This is a genomic window from Nonomuraea maritima (assembly GCF_900100395.1).
GTDB lineage: Bacteria > Actinomycetota > Actinomycetes > Streptosporangiales > Streptosporangiaceae > Nonomuraea > Nonomuraea maritima.
The window spans coordinates 1-22568 of the sequence record NZ_FNFB01000034.1; the positions used below are offsets into that span (position 1 = coordinate 1).

22 protein-coding genes are annotated in these 22568 nt (G+C 70.3%); 10 read left to right on the forward strand and 12 right to left on the reverse strand.

Annotated features, from left to right (window positions below):
- From BLR04_RS33945 to BLR04_RS33960, 4 genes are all read right to left on the reverse strand, one after another.
- Window positions 1-337 (reverse strand): recombinase family protein (locus BLR04_RS33945; protein ID WP_176903415.1); only part of this gene is annotated, 337 nt, incomplete at its 3' end.
- Between the two features lie 261 nt (window positions 338-598).
- Window positions 599-1861 (reverse strand): DMT family transporter, encoded by a 1263-nt coding sequence (locus BLR04_RS33950; RefSeq protein ID WP_090773089.1) that lies wholly within the window; start codon window positions 1859-1861, stop codon window positions 599-601.
- Between the two features lie 268 nt (window positions 1862-2129).
- Complete coding sequence (locus BLR04_RS33955; RefSeq protein ID WP_090773091.1) at window positions 2130-2618, reverse strand: GNAT family N-acetyltransferase; 489 nt, start codon at window positions 2616-2618, stop codon at window positions 2130-2132.
- A complete protein-coding gene (locus tag BLR04_RS33960) occupies window positions 2615-4171 on the reverse strand; it encodes an NsdA family TPR-like regulatory protein (protein ID WP_245740833.1) in 1557 nt (518 codons plus the stop codon). The genes BLR04_RS33955 and BLR04_RS33960 overlap by 4 nt, the downstream gene beginning before the upstream one ends.
- A gap of 276 nt (window positions 4172-4447) precedes the next feature.
- Between BLR04_RS33960 and BLR04_RS33965 the strand changes: the two genes are divergently transcribed.
- The 4 genes from BLR04_RS33965 (at window position 4448) to BLR04_RS33980 (ending at window position 8107) form a co-directional block, all read left to right on the forward strand.
- On the forward strand, window positions 4448-4732 hold the full coding sequence (locus tag BLR04_RS33965; protein ID WP_090773093.1) for a hypothetical protein: 285 nt from the start codon (window positions 4448-4450) through the stop codon (window positions 4730-4732).
- A gap of 565 nt (window positions 4733-5297) precedes the next feature.
- Window positions 5298-6158 carry a mechanosensitive ion channel family protein gene (locus BLR04_RS33970; protein WP_245740834.1) on the forward strand — a complete coding sequence of 287 codons (861 nt, stop codon included), beginning with the start codon at window positions 5298-5300 and terminating at the stop codon, window positions 6156-6158.
- Between the two features lie 41 nt (window positions 6159-6199).
- Window positions 6200-6580 carry a globin gene (locus BLR04_RS33975; RefSeq protein WP_090773097.1) on the forward strand — a complete coding sequence of 127 codons (381 nt, stop codon included), beginning with the start codon at window positions 6200-6202 and terminating at the stop codon, window positions 6578-6580.
- Window positions 6581-6598: 18 nt separating this feature from the next.
- Window positions 6599-8107: a glycoside hydrolase family 13 protein gene (locus BLR04_RS33980; protein ID WP_090773099.1), complete on the forward strand. Its 1509-nt coding sequence runs from the start codon at window positions 6599-6601 to the stop codon at window positions 8105-8107.
- A 3-nt stretch (window positions 8108-8110) separates the two neighbouring features.
- Here BLR04_RS33980 and BLR04_RS33985 read toward each other — a convergent pair whose 3' ends face one another.
- Genes BLR04_RS33985 through BLR04_RS33995 form a run of 3 tightly spaced genes read right to left on the reverse strand, consistent with a single transcriptional unit; the run spans window position 8111 to window position 11156 of the window.
- Window positions 8111-9259, reverse strand: coding sequence for an MFS transporter (locus BLR04_RS33985; protein ID WP_143022340.1), 1149 nt, complete (start codon window positions 9257-9259; stop codon window positions 8111-8113).
- A 20-nt stretch (window positions 9260-9279) separates the two neighbouring features.
- Window positions 9280-9699: an acyl-CoA thioesterase gene (locus BLR04_RS33990; protein ID WP_245740835.1), complete on the reverse strand. Its 420-nt coding sequence runs from the start codon at window positions 9697-9699 to the stop codon at window positions 9280-9282.
- Window positions 9700-9722: 23 nt separating this feature from the next.
- Window positions 9723-11156: an MFS transporter gene (locus BLR04_RS33995; RefSeq protein ID WP_090773103.1), complete on the reverse strand. Its 1434-nt coding sequence runs from the start codon at window positions 11154-11156 to the stop codon at window positions 9723-9725.
- Between the two features lie 76 nt (window positions 11157-11232).
- Between BLR04_RS33995 and BLR04_RS34000 the strand changes: the two genes are divergently transcribed.
- Window positions 11233-12132: an SDR family oxidoreductase gene (locus BLR04_RS34000; protein ID WP_090773105.1), complete on the forward strand. Its 900-nt coding sequence runs from the start codon at window positions 11233-11235 to the stop codon at window positions 12130-12132.
- 1 nt (window position 12133) lies between these two features.
- Window positions 12134-12952 (forward strand): MaoC/PaaZ C-terminal domain-containing protein, encoded by an 819-nt coding sequence (locus BLR04_RS34005; RefSeq protein WP_090773107.1) that lies wholly within the window; start codon window positions 12134-12136, stop codon window positions 12950-12952.
- 32 nt (window positions 12953-12984) lie between these two features.
- Here the strand turns inward: BLR04_RS34005 and BLR04_RS34010 are convergent, their stop codons facing one another.
- Entirely contained in the window at window positions 12985-13596 is a 612-nt protein-coding gene (locus BLR04_RS34010; protein ID WP_090773109.1) for a TetR/AcrR family transcriptional regulator, read from the reverse strand.
- Window positions 13597-13702: 106 nt separating this feature from the next.
- On the opposite strand from BLR04_RS34010, the gene BLR04_RS34015 reads away from it, so the two are divergent.
- Window positions 13703-14857 carry an acyl-CoA dehydrogenase family protein gene (locus BLR04_RS34015; RefSeq protein ID WP_090773111.1) on the forward strand — a complete coding sequence of 385 codons (1155 nt, stop codon included), beginning with the start codon at window positions 13703-13705 and terminating at the stop codon, window positions 14855-14857.
- The gene (locus tag BLR04_RS34020) at window positions 14854-16950 is read left to right on the forward strand and encodes an acetate--CoA ligase family protein (RefSeq protein ID WP_245740837.1); all 2097 of its coding nucleotides are present in this window, start codon (window positions 14854-14856) and stop codon (window positions 16948-16950) included. The genes BLR04_RS34015 and BLR04_RS34020 overlap by 4 nt, the downstream gene beginning before the upstream one ends.
- A 43-nt stretch (window positions 16951-16993) precedes the next feature.
- On the opposite strand, the gene BLR04_RS34025 is transcribed toward BLR04_RS34020, so the two are convergent.
- The 3 genes from BLR04_RS34025 to BLR04_RS34035 are packed head-to-tail and all read right to left on the reverse strand — an operon-like array spanning window position 16994 to window position 19088.
- Window positions 16994-18121, reverse strand: coding sequence for a thiolase C-terminal domain-containing protein (locus BLR04_RS34025; protein ID WP_090773114.1), 1128 nt, complete (start codon window positions 18119-18121; stop codon window positions 16994-16996).
- Window positions 18118-18525, reverse strand: a complete 408-nt coding sequence (locus tag BLR04_RS34030) for a Zn-ribbon domain-containing OB-fold protein (RefSeq protein WP_090773116.1) — start codon at window positions 18523-18525, stop codon at window positions 18118-18120. Before BLR04_RS34030 ends, BLR04_RS34025 begins: the two co-directional genes overlap by 4 nt.
- A 56-nt stretch (window positions 18526-18581) precedes the next feature.
- A complete protein-coding gene (locus BLR04_RS34035; RefSeq protein ID WP_090773118.1) occupies window positions 18582-19088 on the reverse strand; it encodes a VOC family protein in 507 nt (168 codons plus the stop codon).
- A gap of 116 nt (window positions 19089-19204) precedes the next feature.
- On the opposite strand from BLR04_RS34035, the gene BLR04_RS34040 reads away from it, so the two are divergent.
- Together BLR04_RS34040 and BLR04_RS34045 are read left to right on the forward strand one after the other, a co-directional pair.
- Entirely contained in the window at window positions 19205-20152 is a 948-nt protein-coding gene (locus BLR04_RS34040; protein WP_090773120.1) for a ribonucleotide-diphosphate reductase subunit beta, read from the forward strand.
- Window positions 20153-20155: 3 nt separating this feature from the next.
- Entirely contained in the window at window positions 20156-20560 is a 405-nt protein-coding gene (locus BLR04_RS34045) for an SCP2 sterol-binding domain-containing protein (protein WP_090773122.1), read from the forward strand.
- 77 nt (window positions 20561-20637) lie between these two features.
- On the opposite strand, the gene ettA is transcribed toward BLR04_RS34045, so the two are convergent.
- Window positions 20638-22302, reverse strand: a complete 1665-nt coding sequence (gene ettA, locus BLR04_RS34050; protein ID WP_090773124.1) for an energy-dependent translational throttle protein EttA — start codon at window positions 22300-22302, stop codon at window positions 20638-20640.
- Window positions 22303-22568 lie beyond the last annotated feature (266 nt).

A 22568-nucleotide genomic window follows, 5' to 3' on the forward strand; every position in this document is an offset into this window, starting at 1 on the left:
CCGCCGCCCGCGGGTCGGACAGCAGGCGATGCAGCTTGCACCGCCGCCCGTTCACTCCCGAGCCGACCTCGGTCACGACCTCGGCGACCGGCAGACCAAGACCGGTGGCCCCCTGGACCACGCGCGCGACCTGCCGGTCAAGATCCGGTTTCTGGTCCGCGGAGGAGACACGGCAGTACGCCACCACCCGGCCGGACGCCTCCGGGGCGGGCTCGTCGACCAGCCACGTTCCGGACGGCGTCTGGCGCACCGGGACCGGCATACGGCCCTCTTTCGCCCACGCCCACGCGGTCTGGTAGTGCACGCCGTTGCGTGCCGCCCACTCGGAAAGCTTCACGCGGTCAAGATAACAAATAAGAAATGCTGAGGATGACTGATTCATTGCGCAGCAGTTGTGGACCCCTTGTGGATGACGCTGGAGGTGCCGGCGAGCCTCGCGGTTCCGGGTTTACGGACGACGATGCGCTTCATAACATCCCCCTCCACAGTCGGTAATTTCCCATTATTGGGCCACTTTGGGGAATATCAAGATCTATTAGCGTCGCACCGGACGAGGAACGGATAATAAACCCCTAGCTTTTCGCATGGTGCATCTAACCTATTGGGAGCGAAACCAACGCCCCCTGCTTGCTCCGCGCGTACGTTGCGAATCTTCCATCAGATCGCACAAACACCGCCCGAGCAGCGTCACCGACTGGCAGCAACCCGGCCCCGGCGTGTTCTTCGCCCGCACGATGTGCGTGGCCCGCTCGATCAGCCGCTCCAGGCTGGGCTCCGCACCCCCCTTGAGCGAACGCGTGTGCCACGGACAGGTGTCGGTGTCGGCGCAGGCGCTCTTGGCCACGTAGTGCGCCGGCCCCCGGTGCAGCCGCAGCGGATCGGCGCGCTTCACCCGCGCGTCGGCCAGCACCTTCGCGGCCCGGCCCGCGACGGCGAGCAGGTCGCGGCGGCCACGGTCGCGCGCGGTGCCCAGCGCCGCCGTCCTGGACGGCAGGGCCAGCAGCATCGCCCCGGCCATCAGCACGCCGCCCACCACCATGCTCCAGCCGATCTCCTCCTGGAACCCGATCACCGCGATCGCCGCCACCCACAGGGGCTGCGACGACATGAGCACCTGGCTCGGCACGGCGGGCACGTGGGCCTGCCCGTACGAGCGCGCCAGGAAGCCCAGCGCGCACGACACGACCGACAGATGCGCAAGGATCGTCCAGTCGGGCAGGCTCGCGGGCACCTGGAGGCCGTCACGGACAGCCACCCCGCCCGTGAGCATGCCGATGGTGAACAGCTGGATGACGGTCAGCGCGTACGCGGGGAAGCCCCCGGGCCGCTTGGACAACTGCGCCAGCATGAGCGTGTGGCCCGAGTAGAGCGCGGCGGCGCCGAGCGTCACGACGAGCGCGACCAGCGAGAAAGAGTGCTCTCCCACCCCGTCGAGCAGCGTGAACGACGCCATCCCCGCGAGCGCCAGCAGGACCCCCGCCCAGATGCGCGTCGGCACCTTGGCCCGGAACAGCACCAGCGTCAGGATCGGCGTGAACATCACGCTGCACCCGACGGCGAAGCCGGACACCGCCGACGGCAGGCTGTCGAGCGCGACCGCCTGCGCGGACTGCCCCACGCCGAACATGACCCCGAGGACGGCCCCGTTGAGCCACGTCTTGCGAGAAAGCCCCCGAAGGCAGCGCGGGCGGATGAGAAGCAGCGTCAGCGCGGCGATCGTGTAGCGCTCGGCCAGCAGGTCATCAACCGGTAACCGGTCGATGAGGTCCTTCATCAGCGGGAACGCCGACCCCCAGGCGGCACTGACGAACAACAGAAGGACGGCTCCCAGGAGGGGGCGGGGAGCGGGCACGGCTGCCATGAGGAAAGCATGGCACTACTATTCGCAGCCGGAGATGTACAGGGAGCAGCCGGGTGATGTTCCTCTACACCTGGGTGGTAAGAGCCTCACCCGCGGGTTCGTAGTTCCCTATCCGCAGGCGCCTGCGGGCGGCGTACCGACCGATTTGTCAGGTTGCGGTGCGCGGGCACGCTGATCAGTCACGGTACGTGACGAGGAGACCGGCGGAGGCGTCACGCCGGGAGACGTTCGAAAGGGCCCCTGGAGGGGGAGGCGGGGCCGTCGCGCCCTACCGTTCGACGACGGCGGGCGGGACCAAGCGTTTCTCGATGTAGACGACCACCAGGTCGCCCACGCGCTGCCGGGACAGCTCGCGCCAGCCCTGGCGCGCGTACAGGCCGAGTGCGGCCTGCTGGTTGAGCGTCGTGTCGCCACGGACGCTGCCGAAGCCGAGTTCGACCGCACGCTGCTCGAGAGCGGCGAGCATGGCCGCGCCGAAACCACGGCGCTGGAACTCGGGATGGACCCGCAGCCGGCAGATCTCGGCGGTGTCGGTGTCGACGGGTTTCAGGCCGCCCATGGCGACGACCCGCGAATCGGCTTCGCCGACCAGGAAGTCACCCCCTGGCCCGAGGTAGATCTCCTGGATGCGCGGGAAGTCGTCGTCGTAGTAGACCCCGTCACCGGGGACCAGGCCCACTTCGGCGAGGCAGATCCGATGGAGCGCGAGGATGGTGTCGAGATCTGACCAGCGATAACGTCTGATCGCCAGCTTCATGCACCGTGCCCTTTCAGTTGGGGCTTACGCGACCGGCGCAGCTCGGCCCGGTAGTCGTCGAGCCCTGGAGCGTTCGGGTCACGCGCCATGATGGCCTGTTCGAGCATCATGGCCGGACGCACGATGAGTTCGGTGAGGTGTTCGTCGCTGACCAGCGACAACGCCCGGGTGCCGATGGCCACGGCCTCCGTGAGGTCGCCGTCGATCAGGCGGCACTGCGCCTGGTCGAGCCTGATCAGCGTCTGGTCGAGAATGTGGTCTTCGTACTTGGTGAGCGCCTGTCCGAGCACCACCTCCGCTTCGATGGTCTGGCCCAGCTTGGTGAGCACGTCGCCCTGGTAGAAGTAGAGCTGCCGCTCGGTGTAGCCGAAGGCGACGTCTTCCTGGTCTTCTGTCTTCATGTGGGAGAAGGCGTTCCTGGCCCGGGCGAGCGCCCGCTTGGCCTGGTCGACGACCTCCTTCTTGCTCTCGCCGCCCGACAGCATGGCGAGCGCTCTCGCCTCGACGACCGGCGCCATGGCCTGGGCCGGGCACGGGGTGGAGCCGGCCAGGTCGCGGCTCTTCTTGGCGAGGTTGAGCGCCTCGCGGGCGTCGCCGAAGTAGAGGGGGACGAGCGACTCGCGGGCGCAGATCCAGGCGCGCAGCGCGCGGTCGCCGGTCTCGTCGGCCGCGGTGCGCCCGGTGCGGAAGAACGAGCGGGCCAACCGATGGTCGCCGAGGTTGATGAGGATCATGCCGCTCAGCCCGGACAGCTGGGCGGCCATCCTGCACAGCCGTTCCTGCAGGTCGATCGGCTGCCGGCGGGACATCGCGGTGCGTACGGCGCTCAGCTCCAGCAGCACGTCGCACAGCAGCCGCAGCGGTGGCGTCGTCGTGTACTGGCGGCCGAAGCTGATCGTGGCCTCTTCCCACTGGTCGAGCATCGCCGCCGACACGGTGGCCGACACCAGCGTCTCGTCCATGCGCCGCCGGATGCCCTCGCACGCGCCGAGGATCGGCCCGTCCAGTTGCTGGGAGGAGGTGGAGTCGGAGCTGAGCAGATTTAACAGCGTGCGGCGGAGGATGTTCTCGTCCTCCTCGGCGTCGGGCTCGGTCTGCATCGGCTGGATGCGGAGCTCGCGCTCGGTGGGCAACGGTGACCGGCCGCCGAGTTGCTCGGCGAGCACCCCCGTCATGCGGTGGCCGTTGCCGCAGATGCAAGGGCCGTCGTAGCCGAGCGCCACCGGCTCGACCCGGTAGACGCTGCACAGGTAGTGCAGGTATTCGGGGCCGGGGCGCTTGAGCCCGCTCTCGTACGCCGACAGCAGGGTCTCGCCGATGCCGGGCGTCGGTTTGGAGTCGCGTTCGAACAGAGCTCTGACTTGCTCGATCACGTCGGCCAGGGCGATGCCGTGGGCAAGCCGGTGCGACTTGATGCGAGTGGTGCTGAAGTGGGCGGAACATGCCTCGTGGATCTCGTCGGCGATCTGCGCCGACGTTCGACCGGCGGCGAGGCCCTTGGCCCTGATCCGCCGCGCGATCTCAGTCTCCCTGTGCTGTCTGCCGGACATCATCCCGGCCCCTCTCAACGCATGTCTCGACCGGTCCGCAACTGATGACTCAGCGTAGCCCTCAGATTGCTGTGCGCTCTACCCATGACTATGAAGCAATGAGGACGCCTTGAAAACGCCAGAAACCACTTTACGGTTAAGGATCGTCCTCCACGGGACTGTTTCTTACAACCCATGAGGGAGAAGCGACAGCCTGTGACCGGTAATGCCTCGTTGCGCACGTCCTTGACTTGAGACATCTTTGGCGCACCAGCAACGAATCCAGAGGGGGGACGTACGGTGCGGGACGACGACTTCGAACCTCTCGAGCGCCTCGTGTCCGAGCTCGGCGCCCGTGGCCTGCTCGCGCGTGTGGTCCAGGCCCAGAACGGACGCAGGTTCGTCCGGGTCATCAATCCGAACGCGACGAGCCTGTCCGAGAGCGTCACCTGCCGGCCGGCCCCATCCTCCGACATGCCCGACTGGTGGTACTGCTGGTCCTGGGGCGAACGGATGCACACGGCCGACGACCCGGCCGGTGCGGCGACGAAGGTCGCTCACGTGCTCGCCGCCGTGGGCGAGTGACGACGTGGTGAACCGGGTGGAGCGCAGCCACCTCGGCTCACCGCACTCACGGCGGTCCGAAGGGGCCGGCGGAGTGGCCGGTGCGGAGGGTCGTTCTGGGACGACCCTGGTCACTCCGCCGGTTCCGGCCGGCGTCCATGCCCTTTCCACACGACTTCCGTACGGCGCCGGTGCGCCGTACGGATGCAAGCCGCCCGCCCGGGGATCCGGGCGGGTGTTCGGGGGATCCCTCCCGGAACCGGGACGAGACGCGCTTCCGGGTGCGTGTCCCGTACCGAGCCGCCCGTCATCGGGGCGTCTGCTCTCTCCCTCCGCGGCCCAGAGAGCCGGCGTCCCCGTCTTCCCCGGCGCCATGTGACGGCGGGCGGCTCAGCCGGCGGTATTTTGGATCAAATCGGTCCAAGCAGCCGGCCGAGCCGCTTCCGGAGGGGGATCCACCACAGTGCTGGTGACACCGTCGCCATCGCCCCTGCCTTCAGGCCTTCCCACCAGCCTGGAGGAGATGAGCCAGCAAATGGCTGGAACGTGCAGAAACGACACGGTTCTGTGCTCTACGCTGGTTTCGATGTTGGACAACGCGCCGTGGGCTCCCCTGGCGGCCAGCGCGCTCACCATCGTCCTGATCCTGATCATCGCGTGGGTGCTCCGCAGGGTCGCGCACCGGGTCATCACGAAGGTGGTCAACCGCGCGGCCACGGGCGGCTCACTCACCAGCAGGTTCCGCAAGGGCATCGCCGTCGACAGCATCGACGCGCTGCTCAACGAGCGGCGGCGGCAGCGTGCCGAGACGATGGGGTCGGTGCTCAAGAGCGTCGCCTCGGTCGTCATCCTCGGCACCGCGGCGCTCACCGTGCTCGACCGGTTGACCATCCCCATCGCGCCCCTGCTGACCAGCGTCGGCATCCTGGGCGTGGCCGTCGGCTTCGGCGCGCAGGAGCTGGTGAAGGACTTCATCGCGGGCATGTTCATGCTCCTGGAGGACCAGTACGGCGTCGGCGACGTCATCGACGCGGGCGCCGCGGTCGGCACGGTCGAGGCCGTCACCCTGCGCATCACGCGGTTGCGCGACGCCGACGGCCGCGTCTGGTACGTCCGCAACGGCACGATCTCCCGGGTCGGCAACGAGTCGCAGGGCTGGTCGCGGGCCTACGTGGACGTCCCGGTGCCGTACGACGCCGATCTGGTGAGCGTGCGGGCCGTGCTGGAGCACCTCGGCGAGGAGCTGTGGGCCGACACCGAGTTCCGCGAGGCGAAGATCGTCGAGACTCCGCAGGTGTTCGGCGTCGAGCAGCTGTCCGACAGTTCGCTGGTCTTCCGGGTCTCGGTCAAGACGGTGCCCGCCGCGCAGGCCGAGGTGTCCAGGGAGCTGCGGCTGCGCATCAAGACGGCCCTCGACGAGGCCGGCATCCCGCTGGTGGCCGGCTAGCCGGTGCGCCGCCGTTCCCGGGGCACCATAAGCTAAGGAACGTGACAGAGACCTCCTTCTACGACTCCGTCGGCGGCGAGGAGACGTTCCAGCGCCTGGTGCACCACTTCTACGAGGGGGTCGCGGAAGACCCGTTGCTGCGGCCGCTCTACCCCGAGGCAGACCTGACGGGTGCCGAGGAGCGGCTGCGGGGCTTCCTGATCCAGTACTGGGGCGGCCCCAAGACCTACAGCGAGCAGCGGGGCCACCCGCGGCTGCGCATGCGGCACGTGCCGTTCGTCATCGGCGAGAAGGAGCGCGACGCCTGGCTGCGCCGCATGCGTGACGCACTCGACTCGCTCGACCTGCCGGAGGAGCAGGAGACCAGGCTCTGGGACTATCTGGTCTATGCGGCGCACAGCCTGGTGAACTCCCCCACCTGACGGGGCATGACACGCCACATGAGCATCCCCTGGTGGCGTGACGCGGTCGTCTACGAGATCTACGTCCGCAGCTTCGCCGACGCGTCAGGAGACGGCGTCGGCGATCTGCCCGGCATCCGTGAACGCCTGCCCTACCTGCGTGACCTCGGTGTGGACGCCGTCTGGCTGACACCGTTCTACCCCTCCCCCATGGCCGACGGCGGCTACGACGTGGCCGACTACCGCGGCGTCGACCCGTTGTTCGGGACGCTGGCCGACTTCGAGCACCTGGTCGCCGACGCCCACGAGCTCGGCCTGCGGGTGATCGTCGACGTCGTCCCCAACCACAGCTCCTCCGAGCACGTCTGGTTCCAGGCCGCCCTGCGGGGCGAGCACCGCGACCGCTACGTCTTCCGCGACCGGCCCAACAACTGGCAGTCCACCTTCGGCGGCCCCGCCTGGACGCAGGTCGAGGACGGCCAGTACTACCTGCACCTGTTCGCTCCCGCGCAGCCCGACCTCAACTGGCGCAACCCCGAGGTGCACGGGGAGTTCCTCGACGTCCTGCGGTTCTGGCTCGACCGCGGCGTCGACGGGTTCCGCATCGACGTGGCGATGGGCCTGTACAAGGCCGAGGGCCTGCCCGACGTCGGCGACCAGTCGTTCAAGGGGACCTCGCCCGTCTGGGGGCAGCCGGAGGTGCACGGCGTCTACCGCGACTGGCGGCGGCTGCTGGACGGTTATCCGGGCGAGCGGATGGCCGTGGGCGAGGTGTGGACCGACAGTTCCGAGGACCTCGCCCTTTACGTGCGTCCAGACGAGCTGCACCAGAGCTTCAACTTCGCCTGGCTGGAGGCGCCCTGGTCGGCGACCGCGTTCCGGAAGGTGATCGACGACACCCTGTCCGCGGTGCCGTTCGCCACCTGGGTGCTGTCCAACCACGACGTCGTACGGCATCGCACCCGCTACGACACCTCCGATCCTGGCACCGGCCTCGCGCGGGCCAGGGCGGCGCTGCTCGCGATGCTGGCGCTGCCGGGGTCGGCGTACCTGTACCAGGGTGAGGAACTGGGGCTTCCCGAGGTGACGGATCTGCCGGACGAGGCCCGGCAGGACCCGGTGTTCGCCCAGTCGGGCGGCGCGTTGCCCGGGCGCGACGGGTGCCGGGTGCCGATCCCGTGGACGGTCGATCCGCCCTCGCACGGGTTCTCGCCGGGCGGGGTGCGGCCGTGGCTGCCGCAGCCCGCGACGTTCGCGGAGCTGAGCGTCGAGAAGCAGGAGGGCGACTCCGACTCGACCCTGGAGTTCTACCGCCGGGCCCTCGCGCACCGCCGTGACCTGGTACGGAACATTCCTTATACCGTGGAGTGGCTGGATTCCCCCGAGGGAGTGCTTTTCTTCACCCGCGGCCCGCTGATCTGCGCGATCAACTGCGGCACCCAGCCCGTACGCCTGCCCGGCCACGACAGCGTGATCCTGTCGAGCGGCCCGCTGCGCCGGGGCCTTCTGCCGCCCGACACGGCGGCGTGGCTGCGGCGGGAGGCCTGACCGTCAGGCGTCGGCGCGCTGTTCGCCGCGGACCGGGATGACCGGGAGCGAGATCAGCGCGCAGGCCAGCCCGGCCGCGAACGCCGTCCAGGGGCCAGGACCGCTGATCAGCAGACCGGCCAGCGGCGTGACCGCGAGGGCGACGACGTTCTGGATGGTGTTGTGGGTGCCGAGCACCCGGCCCGCCCAGGCCGGCCCGGCCAGCTCGCCCGCCTTGAGGTAGGCGAGCCCGTTGCCGGCGACGGTCAGCACCGCGGCCACGGCGAGCATGGCCGCGCCGAGCCCGGTGCGGGTGAGGGTGCCGGCGACCAGTAAGGCGAGCGCGACAACGCTCGCCAGGGTGAGCAGCAGCAGGGGCCGCATGCGCAGGCCCGTCCTGTCGGACCAGCGGCCGGCGGCGACGCGCACCACGGCCCCGACGACGGCCGCCACGCCGAACAGCCGCCCGGCGGCCACGGCGTCCCACCCGTACAGGCCGATCAGGCAGGTCACGCCGTACGTGCTGACGACGCTCTGCGGCACGGCGTGCAGGGCGCTGGTGGCGTGCACCCGCCACAGCTTCCGCTGCCGGTACGGCGAGCCGGCCGGTGCGGTGCCGGACGCGGTGACCGTCCGCGGCGGCTCCGCCAGGAACGATCCGGCCAGCACGGCGGCCACCAGGCTCACGCCGGCGCACACGAACAGCACGCCGGCCAGCCCGTACGCGCGGGCGACGGGCGGCAGGGCGAAGGCTCCGACGGCCATGCCGATGGTGTAGGAGACCTGGCGCACGCCCATGGCGACACCGCGTTCCGGCGGGTCGAACCAGCGCAGCACGATCCGGCCGCCGCCGACCATCGCGGCCGAGCCCGCCGCGCCGGCCAGCGCGAGCAGCACGACCACCGCCCAGGTCGCCTCGACGAACGCGACGGCGCAGAACAGCGCGGCCGCCGCGCCCACGCCGACGCCGAGGACGAGGCGTTCACCGTGCCGGTCGGCCAGCGCGCCCCAGGCGACGAGGGCGAGCAGGATGCCGAGGGACGGAGCGTTGGCGATCACGCCGGCCACCGCGAGGGGCACCCCGAAGTGCCGCTCGATCTCGGGCATGACGAGAGGCAGGCCGAACAGGCCCAGGGTGACGCCGACGTGCGCGTTGACACCGAGGGCCAGCATCCGCCAGCGCCTCGCGCCGATCACGCCTGGTAGCGCTTGAGGTAGAGCAGCTCGTTCTCGGACAGCCGGCGCGGGGCGGCCCGCTCGACGTCGTAGGCGGCGATGACGGACTTCGCCGTGACGTACACCCCCGCCTCGTCGAGGATCTCGTACTCGAGTGTGAAGCGCACCGTGCGGAGCTCGGTCACCCAGGTCTCGACCCGGACGGGCTCGGCGCGGAAGCCCAGCGGGCGGCGGTAGTCGACCTCGTGCCGGGTCACGACCATGCCCTTGAAGGGTTCGCCGCCCTCGCGGACGGGGTCGATGCTCAGCATCGCGAAACGGGCGTCCTCGAGGTAGTCGAGGAAGCGCACGTTGTTCACGTGGCCCTGGGAGTCGACGTCGGCGAATCTCACCGTACGCGGATGGACATGCCGTTCGGCGGAGGTGCGTTCAACCACGTCCGCAACCGTACCCGCCGGCGTCAGGCGGTGCGCCGCCGGGCCAGGCAGGCGAGCACGGTGAGCACGGAGATGGCCGCCATGGTGGTGAGCGCCCAGCGGTAGCCGGTGACGAGCTGCCCGACGGCCTCGCCGGAGAGCTGGGCGAGGGTGCCGGCGAACACCTGGTCGTGCAGCTCGGCGGGCAGCGGCGCGGTGATGACGGACAGCACCAGGCCGGTGCCGACGACGTTGCCGGTGTTCTGCAGCATGAGCCGCATGGCGTTGACGATGCCGAGCCGGTTGGACGGCAGCCCGTCCAGGATGGCTGTGGTGTTGGACGGCAGGAACACCCCCGAGCCGAGGCCGATGAGGACGAGCCCGGTCGCCACCGCGGGGTACGGCGTGCTGACGGACATCACCGACAGCAGGACCACGAGCCCGCACGTGGTCGTCGCCGCCCCCGCCACGGCGAGGGCCCGCGCGCTCATCAGGCGCTGCAGGAAGCCGGACGTGACGGACGCGACCATCGCGGCGATGGCCAGCGGCAGCACCTTCAGTCCGGCCTGGACGGGATCGTCGCCCCGTACGGCCTGGAAGTAGAGCGCGACCAGGAAGACCATGCCCATGCGGGCGACGGCGTTGAGGAACGAGGCCAGCGTGCCGAAGGCGAAGGCCCGTTCCCTGAACAGGCTGAGGTCGACGACGGGGTAGGCCGCGCGCGACTCCCTGAGCACGAACAGCGGCAGGCCCACGACGAACGCGACGAGCCCGCCGAGCACCAGGGGGTGGTCCCAGCCGAGCCGGGTGTACTCCGACAGGGCAAGCAGCAGCCCGCCCAGGGTGAGCAGGACGAGCGCGCTGCCCGCCGCGTCGAGTCCGCTCTCGCGCTCGTTCGCGGGCGGTCGCCGCAGGACGATCGCTCCCCACGCCAGGCAGATGATCCCGATCGGCACGTTGAACCAGAACACCCACCGCCATCCGAGGCTCTCGGCCAGCACGCCGCCGAGGGTGGGGCCGATCAGCCCGGCGATCGAGAAGGAGGCGACGTACACGCCCATGCCCTCGCCCAGCCGCTCGCGGGGGAAGGCGTCGCTCACCAGGGCGGCGCTGTTGGTGAGCAGCATGGCGGCGCCGGCCGCCTGCAGGACCCGCATGGCCACGATCGTCCACGCGTTCGGCGCGAGCCCCGCGAGCAGGGCCGCCCCGGTGTAGGTGGCCAGGCCGACGAGGTACATCCTGCGCCTGCCGAACAAATCCGCCAGCCGCCCGAATACCACCATGAGGACGGTCGTGGTCAACTGGAAGCCGAGCAGGATCCAGCTCGCGGCCGTGGCGTCGGCGCCGGTGTGCCGGGCGATCTCCGGCAGGGCGACGTTGATGGCGCTGCCACCGAGCCCGGTCAGCACGCTGGCCAGGCTCACGACCGACAGGGTGCGCCAGGCGTAGCTGAGGGAGGTGGTGGTCGTCGCCGTCAAAAGGGGCCCTGTCCTTTCTAGATTTTAATACTAGAATCTAATTCATACGTCAGCCGGTCAAGGATCGAGGTGTCGGATGAGCGGGATCGTCGAAGGCCGCGTGGTGATCGTCACCGGTGCGGCCAGAGGCATCGGACGGGGGCACGCGCTGGAGTTCGCGCGGCAGGGCGCGAAAGTGGTGGTGAACGACCTGGGCGCGGAGGTCGACGGCACCGGCTCCTCGGGGGCCGCCGCCGAGGTCGTGGCCGAGATCGAGGCCATGGGCGGCGAGGCCCTCGTCAACGGCGAGGACGTCTCCGACTTCGACGGCGCGGAACGCCTGATCAAGGCCGCCATCGAGCGGTTCGGCGACCTGCACGTGCTGGTCAACAACGCGGGCATCCTGCGCGACCGGATGCTCGTCAACATGACCGCCGACGAGTGGGACGCCGTGATCAAGGTGCACCTGCGGGGCACGTTCGCGCCCCTGCGCCACGCCGCGGCCTACTGGCGGGCCAAGTCCAAGGCGGGCGACCCGGTGGACGCGCGAATCATCAACACGACCTCGTCGTCCGGCATCTACGGCAACCCGGGGCAGGGCAACTACGGCGCCGCCAAGGCCGGCATCGCCGGGCTGACCGTCATCGCGGCCCGCGAGCTGGAGCGCTACGGCGTCACCGTGAACGCCGTCGCCCCCGCCGCGCTCACCCGCATGACCGAGAACCTCATCCCCGCGGGCGCCAAGGGCGCCGACGCCGACGACATCGCGCCCCTGGTCGTCTGGCTGGCCGGCGCCGAGGCCCGCGGGATCACCGGCCGGGTGTTCAACGTCCGCGGCGGGATGATCAGCGTGGCAGAGGGCTGGCACGCGGGGCCCGGCGTCGACAAGGGCAGCCGGTGGGACCCGGCCGAGCTGGGCGCGGTCATCCCGTCCCTGGTGGACAAGGCCGCGCCGAACGCGCTGACCAACGGGCGCATCCCCGGACGGGAGGACTGACATGCCGCTCGACCACTCCGTGATCGGCCTCGACGGCGAGCCCCAGGAGCGTTCCTGGACCGCCAAGGACACCATGCTGTACGCGCTCGGCGTCGGCGCCGGCACCTCCGAGCTGGAGTTCGCGACCGAGAAGGGGCAGCGGGTGCTGCCGACGTTCGCCGTCCTGATCGCCCAGTCGCGCGGCCGGCGGTTCGGCGACTTCGACCCGGCCATGCTCGTCCACGCGGAGCAGGGCTTCGAGCTGCACCGCGAGCTGCCCGCGGCGGGCTCGGTGCGCACGACCACGAAGGTGACCGGCATCTACGACAAGGGCTCGGGCGCGCTGGTCGCCACCGAGGCCGGCGCGGTGGACGTGGAGACCGGCGAGCTGGTCGTCTCCTCCCGTAGCTCGGTGTTCATCCGGGGCGAGGGCGGCTTCGGCGGCGACCGCGGGCCGCGCGACGACTGGACGCTGCCCGACCGGGCGCCCGACCACAAGGTGACGTACGGGACGCGTCCCGAGCAGGCGCTGATCTACCGGCTGTCCGGCGACTACAACCCGCTGCACAGCGACCCCGAGTTCGCCGCCCGCGCCGGTTTCGACCGGCCGATCCTGCATGGTCTGTGCACGTACGGGGTGACCGGGCGGGCGCTGCTGCACGCTGTCGCGGGGTCGGACCCGGCGCGCTTCAAGGCGATGTCGGGACGCTTCAGCAGCCCGGTGTTCCCCGGCGAGTCGCTGACGGTGTCGATCTGGGTGGACGGCACGGACGTGCTGTTCCGTACCGCGAAGGACGACGGGACCGTGGTGATCGACCGCGGCCGGGCGGTCGTCGCCTGAGCGTCAGGGGCGCCCGCCGCCGGTGGGCGCCCTCAGCTCTCCTGCAGCGGCCTGAGGGGGTCGAGACGGTGAATCAGGGTCACGGCCGCGTCGATGACCTCCTGAGCCTCCTCCTCGGTGTCGGAGGTGGCGACCTCGCGCGCCGCCTCACCGATGATGCTGGTCAGCACGGCCACGGTGAAGCGGTCGAGATGGTCGCCCCCGGCGCCCAGCAGCACGGCGTTCTGGCGTACCCACTCGCGGCCGCGCGTGCGGCGCAGCAGCTCGAAGCCGGGCGGCCCGTCGCCGTCGATGAACAGCCTGACGAGGTCGCGCCGCTCCCAGGCCCCGGCGAGGTAGGCGCGCGCGCCCGCGATCAGCAGCTCGACGGGGTCGCTCACCCCGTCCTTCTTGGCCTTGGCCACGCTGGAGGCGGACGCCTGCTCGTGGGCGGCCTGGTGGTCCTCGTAGAGGGCGAGGAACAGCTCGGTCTTGCCGCCGAAGTGGTGGTAGAGGCTGCCGACGCTCGATCCGGCGCGGGCGACCACGTCGGAGACGTTGGCGTCGGCGAACCCGTGCTCGCTGAAGACCTCGCGCGCGGCCTGCAGCATGCTCTTGCGCGTCTGGGCCGTACGGCTCCACTCCCACGAGGACTTGCGTGCCATGCCGACATCCTAACGCCAGGAATTCTAGAATCTGATTCTTGACACCGGCGCGTGACGGGAAGAGGGTCTTGTCCTAGAGGACAATTCTAGAAATGAGGAGGCGGCCGTGGACTTCTCGCTCACCGCGGAGGAACGGCAGATCCGTGACACCGTCCGGTCCTTCGTCGAGAAGGAGGTCATGCCGCTGGAGCCGGAGGTGCTGCGCAACGAGCGCGAGGGCCGTCCAGGGCTCGAGCCCGACGTGCTGCGCGAACTGCGCGCCAAAGCCAGGAAGTCGGGCTTCTGGGGCATCAACACCCCCGAGGAGTACGGCGGCGCCGCCCTCGGGCCGATCATGTCGGCCATCATCGCCATGGAGATCGGCCGGACGTTCGTCCCGTTCTCCTTCGGCGGCAGCGCCGACAACATCCTGTACGCCGGTACCGACGAGCAGAAGCAGCGCTACCTGATCCCCACCATCGAGGGCGAGCGGCGCTCCTGCTTCGCCATCACCGAGCCGGGCGCGGGCTCCGACGCCCGCAACATCCGCGCCCGCGCCACCCGCGACGGCAACGAGTGGATCATCAACGGCGAGAAGACGTTCATCACGGGCGGCAACGAGGCCGACTTCGTCATGGTCTTCGCCCTGGCCGAGGAGCACGGCGTGACGTGCTTCCTGGTCGACCGGGACATGGGCTGGACGTCCGAGCCGATTCCCACCATGGGCCAGTGGGGGCCCGCCTCCCTGGTGTTCCAGGACGTCCGGGTGCCCGAGGAGAACATCCTCGGCGAGCTGGGCAAGGGCTTCGAGCTGGCCATGCAGTGGATCGGGCAGGGCCGCTACATGATCCCGGCGCGGGCCATCGGCTCGGCCGAGCGCATGCTGCAGATGGCCGTCGACTACGCCAAGATCCGCAAGTCCATGGGCCGGACCATCTCCGAGTACCAGGCCATCCAGTGGATGATCGCCGACTCGCAGGTGGAGATCGAGGCGGCCAAGTGGCTGACGCTGTACGCGGCCTGGCGGGTCTCGCAGGGCATGGACGCACGGCACGCCTCCTCCATCGCCAAGCTCAACGGCGCCGTCATGGCCAACCAGGTCGTCGACCGGGTCCTGCAGATCCACGGCGGCATGGGCTACACGAAGGAACTGCCGGTCGAGCGCTGGTACCGCGAGCTACGGCTGCTGCGCATCTTCGAGGGCACCGACGAGATCCAGCGCCGCACGATCGCCCGCAACCTCATCAAGGGACACGCCAAGCTCGGCCTCATCGGGGAATGAGCGCCATGTCCGTCGCGGAGCTGTTCAACCCGCGCTCGATCGCCCTCGTCGGGGCCACGGACAAGTCGGGATGGTCGGTCAGCACCCTGGCCAACCTGCGCACCCACGGCTTCCCCGGCCCCGTCCACCTGGTGAACCCGCGCGGCGGCGTGGTGCACGGCTCGCCCGCCTACCGGAGCCTGGCCGACATCCCCGAGCCGGTGGACCTCGCGTACGTCATGGTGCCCACCGCGGCCGTGCTCGGCGTGCTGCGGGACGGCGCCAAGCTCGGCATCCGCTCGTACGTGATCCTCACGGCCGGGTTCGGGGAGTCCGGGGAGGAGGGCGCGCGGCTGGAGGCCGAGGTCGCGGCCTTCGCGGCCGAGAACTCGCTGACCGTCCTCGGTCCGAACGGCAACGGCTACATCAACGCCGCCGCCGGGATCACCCCGTACGGGCTGCCCATCCCCCAGCCGCTGCTGCGCGGCGCGGTCGGCGTGGTGCTGCAGAGCGGCGCGCTGGCCAGTTCGGTGCTCGCCTTCGCGCAGGCCCGCAACGTGGGCGTCAGCCTGCTCACCTCGATGGGCAACGAGACCGTCGTGAGCGTCACCGACGTCATCGACTACCTCGTGGACGACCCGGCCACCAAGGTCGTCGCGCTGTTCCTGGAGACGATCAGGAACCCGCGGGAGTTCTCCCGCGTCGCCCGGCGCGCCCTGGAAGCGGGCAAGCCCGTCGTGGCGCTGAAGATCGGCCGCAGCAGGCTGGCCTCGCACACCGCCCAGGCACACACCGGGGCGCTCGTCGGCGACGACGACGTCATCGACGCGGCGCTGCGGCAGCTCGGCGTGATCCGGGTGCGGTCGCTGGAGGACCTCATCATCACGGCCGGCCTGCTGGCCTCGACCGGCCCGCTGCCCGGGCCGCGGATCGGCGTCGTGACCCCGTCCGGCGGCGCCTCGGAGATCATCGCCGACCGGGCCGAGGACGAGGGGCTGGAGCTGCCTCCGTTCGCACCCGAGACGGTGGCGCGGCTGTCGGAGATCGTCCCGTCGTTCGGCACCGTGCAGAACCCGCTCGACGTCACCGGGTACGTGCTCATCGACCGGACCCTGATGGGACGGGCGCTCGAGGTGGTGACCGCCGACCCCGGGATCGACGCCGTCATGCTGCTGTCGGAGCCGCCCCGGGTGGCGCCGCCCGACCCGGCCCCCGCGCTCGCCCTCTACTCCGCCAGCGCCCGGCGCATCGCCGAGTCGCCGGTGCCGGTCGTGGTGGTCAGCAACGTGCTGACGGACGTGACCGAGTTCGGGCGGCGGGTGCAGCAGGAGACCGGCTTCCCGTACGTCGCGGGAGGGATCGAGCACGGGATGCACGCCATCGGGGCGGCGGTGCGCTGGTCGCGGGCGCGGGAGCGCGTGCCGGCCCGCTCCTCCGACGTTCCTCCGGTGGACGTCGCGGTCCCGTCGGGGGCGCGGGGCGTGTGGGCCGAGCACCGCGCCGCCGCGCTGCTCGCCTCCGCGGGCCTGCCGGTGGTGCCGTCGGAGCTCGTCCACGACGAGGACGCGGCCGTGGCGGCGGCCGGACGCTTCGGCTACCCCGTGGTGCTCAAGGTCGCCGCCGAGGGGCTCGGGCACAAGAGCGACCTCGGCGGCGTCCGGCTCGGGCTCGGCGGGGCCGAGGAGGTGCGGCGGGCGTACCGGTCCCTGGCCGGGACGGTTCCTTCGATGGCGGGGGCGCTCGTCCAGCCGCAGCGTACGGGCGGGGTCGAGCTGCTCGTGGGCGTCGTGCGCGACCCGGCGTGGGGGCTCACCCTCGCGGTCGGGCTCGGCGGGGTCTGGGTGGAGGCGCTGCGCGACACGGCGCTGCGCGTCCTGCCGGTGGACGCCGCGGACGTGCGGACGGCGCTGTCGGAGCTGCGCGGCGCGGCCCTGCTCGACGGGGTGCGTGGCGGCGAACCGGCGGACCTCGACGCCGTGGCAGGCACCGTGGCGCGGATCGCCGCCCTGGCCGCAGCACTGGGCGACGACCTGCTCGCCCTCGAGGTCAACCCGCTGCTCGTCACCGGCTCCCGCGTCGAGGCCCTGGACGCCCTGGTGACCTGGAAGGAGTGACAGCGCGCGTGCGACGACTTTGCGGTCGTCGCACGCGCGTTTTTCATGGCAGGCGGTTGGCCAGCACGAGGGTGGCGGCCGAGGCGAACATGCCGCCGTTGCCGAGCACCACGCTCACCTCCACCCCGGGCACCTGCGCCGCCGCCTCGCCGCGCAACTGGCGCACCGACTCCTGGATGGCGAACATCCCGTACATGCCGGTGTGGGTGTAGGACAGGCCGCCGCCGTTGGTGTTCAGCGGCAGCCGCCCGCCCGGGGACGTGTGCCCCTCGGCGATGAACGCCCCCGCCTCGCCGCGGCCGACGAACCCGAGGTCCTCCAGGCCGTAGAGGGGGACGTGGGCGAAGGCGTCGTAGACCATGAGGTGGTCGACGTCCCCGTGGTCGATCTTGGCCTCGGTGAAGGCGGCCTCGCCCGACAGCCGGAAGCCCTTCGAGGTGGTGAAGTCCTCCATCTGCGAGATCATCGGCGCCTCGGCCGACTCACCGGAGCCGAGCAGGTAGACCGGCGTGCGGCGGGCCCGGTCCTCGGTGGTGACGATCAGCGCGCCGCCGCCGTCCGTCACGAGGCAGCACTCCAGCAGGTGGAAGGGGTAGGCCACCATGCGGGAGGCGAACACGTCGTCCACCGTGATGAGGTCGCGGAACATCGCCCGCGGGTTGAGGTTCGCCCAGCGTCGCTGCGCCACCGCCACCTCGGCGAGCTGCTCGTGGGTGAGGCCCGTCTCCTTCATGTACCGCAGCGCCGTGATCGTGAACGACGTCGGCGGACCGACCACGCCGTACGGCAGCTCGAACTGGCCGAGCAGCGAGTCGGGCCCCATGCCGAAGCGCCCGGCCCCGACGCGGGAGCGTCCCGACTCGCCGTGGGTGATGAGCACCGTACGGCACAGCCCGGCGCGGACGGCCGCGGCCGCGTGCCGGACGTGGAACAGGAACGACGAGCCGCCCACCCCCGTGCCGTCCAGCCAGGCGGGGGTGATGCCGAGCGCGTGGGCGATCTGCACCGGGCCCGGCGTGCCGACGGTGGCGACGCCGTCGATGTCGTGGATGGTCATGCCCGCGTCGGCCAGCGCGTTCCGCGCGGCCTCCAGGTGCAGCTGCAACGTGGAGTGGTGGGGCAGCTTGCCGACCTCGTCGGTCTCGGCCGCTCCGGCGATCACAACGGTCATCGGGCGCCTCCCGCCGGTTCGAAGAGCGGCACGTGGACGTCGCCGCGTTGCTCGAACACCACCCGCAGCTCCATGTCCAGCGGCAGCTTGTCCGGGACGTTCTCCACGCCGACGATGTTCGTCATCATGCGCACGCCCTCCTCCAGCTCCACGACGGCGATCGCGTACGGCGCCTCGTCCGCGAAGCCGGGGGCGGGGCGGTGGTTGATCACGTACGAGTAGAGGGTCGCGCGGCCGCTGGCGCGGACCCATTCGACCTGGTCCCCGCCGCAGCGCGGGCAGTTGGGGCGAGGGTAGAAATAGTGCCGTTCGCAGGCCCGGCAGCGCTGGATGCGCAGCTCCCCTGCGGCTGTGCCGTCCCAGAACGGCTGGGTCTCTGGCGTGGGCTTAGGTGCCGGTTTCATCGGCCTCCCCATCCTAGTTTCTAGAATCCCACTCTAGATCTAGCCCTCGCCGGCCCTCAAGGGCTGGGAATGCCGTTGCCGTTGCGACCCCGACCGTCGAGGACCTCCTCCAGCGTCGGACGGGGCTCGTCCGCGTCGCGGAAGCCCGGCTGGGCGAGCTGGATGAGCACGCCCTGCGCCTCCTTCGGGTGCAGGAACACCTCCTGCCAGCGGGGGTCCGACCGGTTCAGCCCGTGCAGCCGGTAGCCCTTGGCGGTCAGCCGCTCCACGGCCGCCCCGATGTCGTCCACGTGGAAGTTCAGGTGGTGGACGCCGCCCCGGCCCCTGGTGAGCTCGAAGAAGCTGTCGAAGAAGGTCGATCCGGCCAGCGGCTCCATGAGCTCCACCTTGCTGCCGTTGGCGTAGGTGAGCTGGAACGTACGGTACCCGGCGATCCGGTTGTCGCCGCCGCCGCCGAGATGCCTGCCGCCGAGCAGGTCACGGTAGATCGGCAGCAGGTCCCTGATCCGGGGCGCGGCGACCGCCGTGTGGTCGAAGGTGATGCCGTCCAGTTGCAGGTCCACGCGGGGGCTCCTCGCTCTCGGGCAATCCTAGAATTTCATTCTAGCCACGCCGTCGATTGTGCGGTTCAATGGGCCGTGGCGACCCCCTGCCCCCACCCTCTCGGGGAGACGCAACGATGACCTCGCTTTCCGACGTGGCCGACTCCGACCTGCGCGGCATCCGCGACCTCGACATCGACGACGTGCTCGCGTACGTGCACCGCGACCTCAAACGCCTGCCCGGCTACACCGAGCTGTACAAGCGCTACCTCCGTCAGCGCTGGGACGTCTACGAACTCGACTTCTCCCAGGACGTCGTCGACTGGCGCGAACGCATGACGCAGGAGGAGCGCGACGCGTTCGTCGGCATCTCCGCCGGGTTCCACCACGGCGAGCGGCAGGTCGAGGTGGAGCTGCCGGTGTTCATGCTGGGCGGCTCCGAGGAGTCCAAGATCTACATGTCCAGCCAGATCGAGGACGAAGCCCGCCACACCGTGTTCTTCGACCGCTTCTACCGCGAAGTGGTCGGCATGCCGGGCGACTCCGTCCAGGACGTGCTGGACGCATCGTTCGAGCACGTGTCGGAGACGTTCGTCGGGCCGTTCGGGCTGCTCGCCTACCAGGCCGACGAACTGCGCAAGGACCCCGAGGACCCGGCCGCCCGGGTACGGTACGGCACCACGTACTTCCTATGGATCGAGGGCGTGCTCGCGCTGTCGGTCATGAAGATCACGCTGACGTACTGCCGCGAGCGCGGCTTCCTGCCCGGCTACTACACCGGCTTCACCGCCACCTGCCGCGATGAGGCCCGGCACGTGCAGTTCGGGATGCGCTTCCTGCGCGACTCCGTCCAGGAGGACCCCCGGCTGCTGCTGCAGATCCACGAGACGCTGCGCACGATCCTCGCCATCAACGGCGCCGCCAGCCGCCGGCTCGCCCTCGAATCGCTCGGCTGGACCCCCGAAGAGGTCAGGCGGCTGATGATCCGTCAGTTGCACATGAAGCTGACGGACGTCGGCATCGCGATCCCGCCCGACATCCAGGACATGGTCGCCCGCATCGAACCCGAACTCGCCGGAGGCTGATCCGTGCGCTCCTTCACCCCGGAATGGGCTCAGGCCGCCCGCGCCGCCGTGGACGCGGGCCCCACCCGGGACGGCAAGCTGCCGTCGTACTGGAACTGGATCGACCGCGCCCGCGCCGGCTACACCGCCGTCTGGGCGCTCGGCGTGCGAGAAAGCGGCGTCTACCTCGTCCTGACCTGGAAGGACGGCACGTGCGCGGCGGCGGAGCTCACCTCCGACCCCAGCGCGGCCGACTACGTGCTGGTCGCGAGCCAAGCCACCTGGGACGAACTCCGCGCTGGCGCAGACCCCGGGCGAGTGGTGATGTACCGGCAGCTGCGCCTGGAACGGGGCGACGTGCTGACGTTCTTCCGCGTGATCTACTTCTTCATCGAGTCACTCGCCACCCTGTCCCGCCTCGAGACCTGACCTCGCCACGGGCGAGTACCCCGACATGCGACGGCGCCGCGACGGAGAACCCCGTCACGGCGCCGTGCCACCCACCGTCAGTCGCGGTGCAGCTTCCGGTACGTCACCCGGTGCGGACGCGCGGCGTCGGCACCCAGGCGCTCGATCTTGTTCTTCTCGTAGTCGGCGAAGTTACCCTCGAACCAGAACCAGTTCGAGCCTTCCTCCCACGCCAGGATGTGTGTGGCGATGCGGTCGAGGAACCACCGGTCGTGCGAGGTGATCACCGCGCAGCCCGGGAAGTCGAGCAGCGCGTTCTCCAGCGACGACAGCGTCTCGGTGTCGAGGTCGTTGGTGGGCTCGTCGAGCAGCAGCACGTTGCCGCCCTGCTTGAGGGTGAGCGCCAGGTTGAGCCGGTTGCGCTCGCCACCCGACAGCACCCCGGCCTTCTTCTGCTGGTCGGGCCCCTTGAACCCGAACGCCGCGATGTAGGCCCGCGACGGCATCTCGACGTTGCCGACCTTGATGTGGTCGAGCCCGTCGGAGACGACCTCCCAGACGTTCTTGTTCGGGTCGATGCCACCCCGCGACTGGTCGGCGTAGGAGATCTTGACCGTGTCGCCGACCGTGATCGAACCGGTGTCGGGCGTCTCGGCCCCGGTGATCATACGGAACAGCGTGGTCTTACCCACACCGTTGGGGCCGATGACGCCGACGATGCCGTTACGCGGCAGGTCGAAGGTGATGTTCTCCATCAGCAGGCGGTCGCCGAAGCCCTTGGTCAGCTCGTCGGCCCTGATCACCGTGGTGCCCAGGCGCGGGCCCGGCGGGATCTGGATCTCCTCGAAGTCGAGCTTGCGGTGCTTGTCGGCCTCGGCGGCCATCTCTTCGTACCGCTGCAGACGGGCCTTGCTCTTGGTCTGGCGCGCCTTGGGGTTGGAGCGCACCCACTCGAGCTCGTCCTCCAGGCGCTTCTTGCGCTTGACGTCCTTCTGGCCCTCGACCTTGAGCCGCTGCGCCTTCGCCTCCAGGTAGGTGGAGTAGTTGCCCTCGTACGGGTACGCGCGCCCGCGGTCGAGCTCCAGGATCCAGCCCGCCACGTTGTCGAGGAAGTAACGGTCGTGGGTGACGGCGAGAACCGTGCCCGCGTACTTCTCCAGGTGCTGCTCCAGCCACTGCACGCTCTCGGCGTCGAGGTGGTTGGTGGGCTCGTCGAGCAGCAGCAGGTCGGGGGCCTCCAGCAGCAGCTTGCACAGCGCCACGCGGCGACGCTCACCACCGGACAGCTTCGACACGTCGGCGTCGGGCGGCGGACAGCGCAGCGCGTCCATCGCCTGCTCGAGCTGGCTGTCGAGATCCCACGCGTTGCGGTGCTCCAGCTGGTCCTGGAGCTTGCCCATCTCCTCCAGCAGCTCGTCGCTGTAGTCGGTGGCCATCTGCTCGGCGATCTCGTTGTAGCGCTGGAGCATCGCCATCGTCTCGGCGACGCCCTCCTGCACGTTGCCGAGGACGGTCTTCTCCTCGTTGAGCGGCGGCTCCTGCTGGAGCATGCCCACCGTGAAGCCCGGCATGAGCTTGGCGTCACCGTTGGACGGCTGCTCCAGACCGGCCATCATCCGGAGCAGCGTCGACTTTCCGGTGCCGTTCGGCCCCAGGACACCAATCTTGGCTCCGGGCAGGAACGACACAGTGACGTCGTCAAGCACGACCTTGTCGCCGTGCGCCTTGCGCACGCGCTGCAGCGTGTAGATGTACTCCGGCATGTCCCCTAGCTTAGGGGCTCCCCGGCCAGGCTTCCGCCGCTCCACCCCACCTCCCCACCCCTGGGAAAGCTCCACCCCCACCGGCCCGGCGAACCACCACCCCCAAGCACCACACCACACCAACCCACCCCAGCCCGCCATCACCCCGGCCCCGCTGCCACCCTTCGCCCACAACCTCACCCACTCCACCCGCCACCTCATCCGCCAGGATGACTTCCACCCCTCCCGACCTCTCGCACCGCCGCTCCAGCAGCCGCGGATGTCCC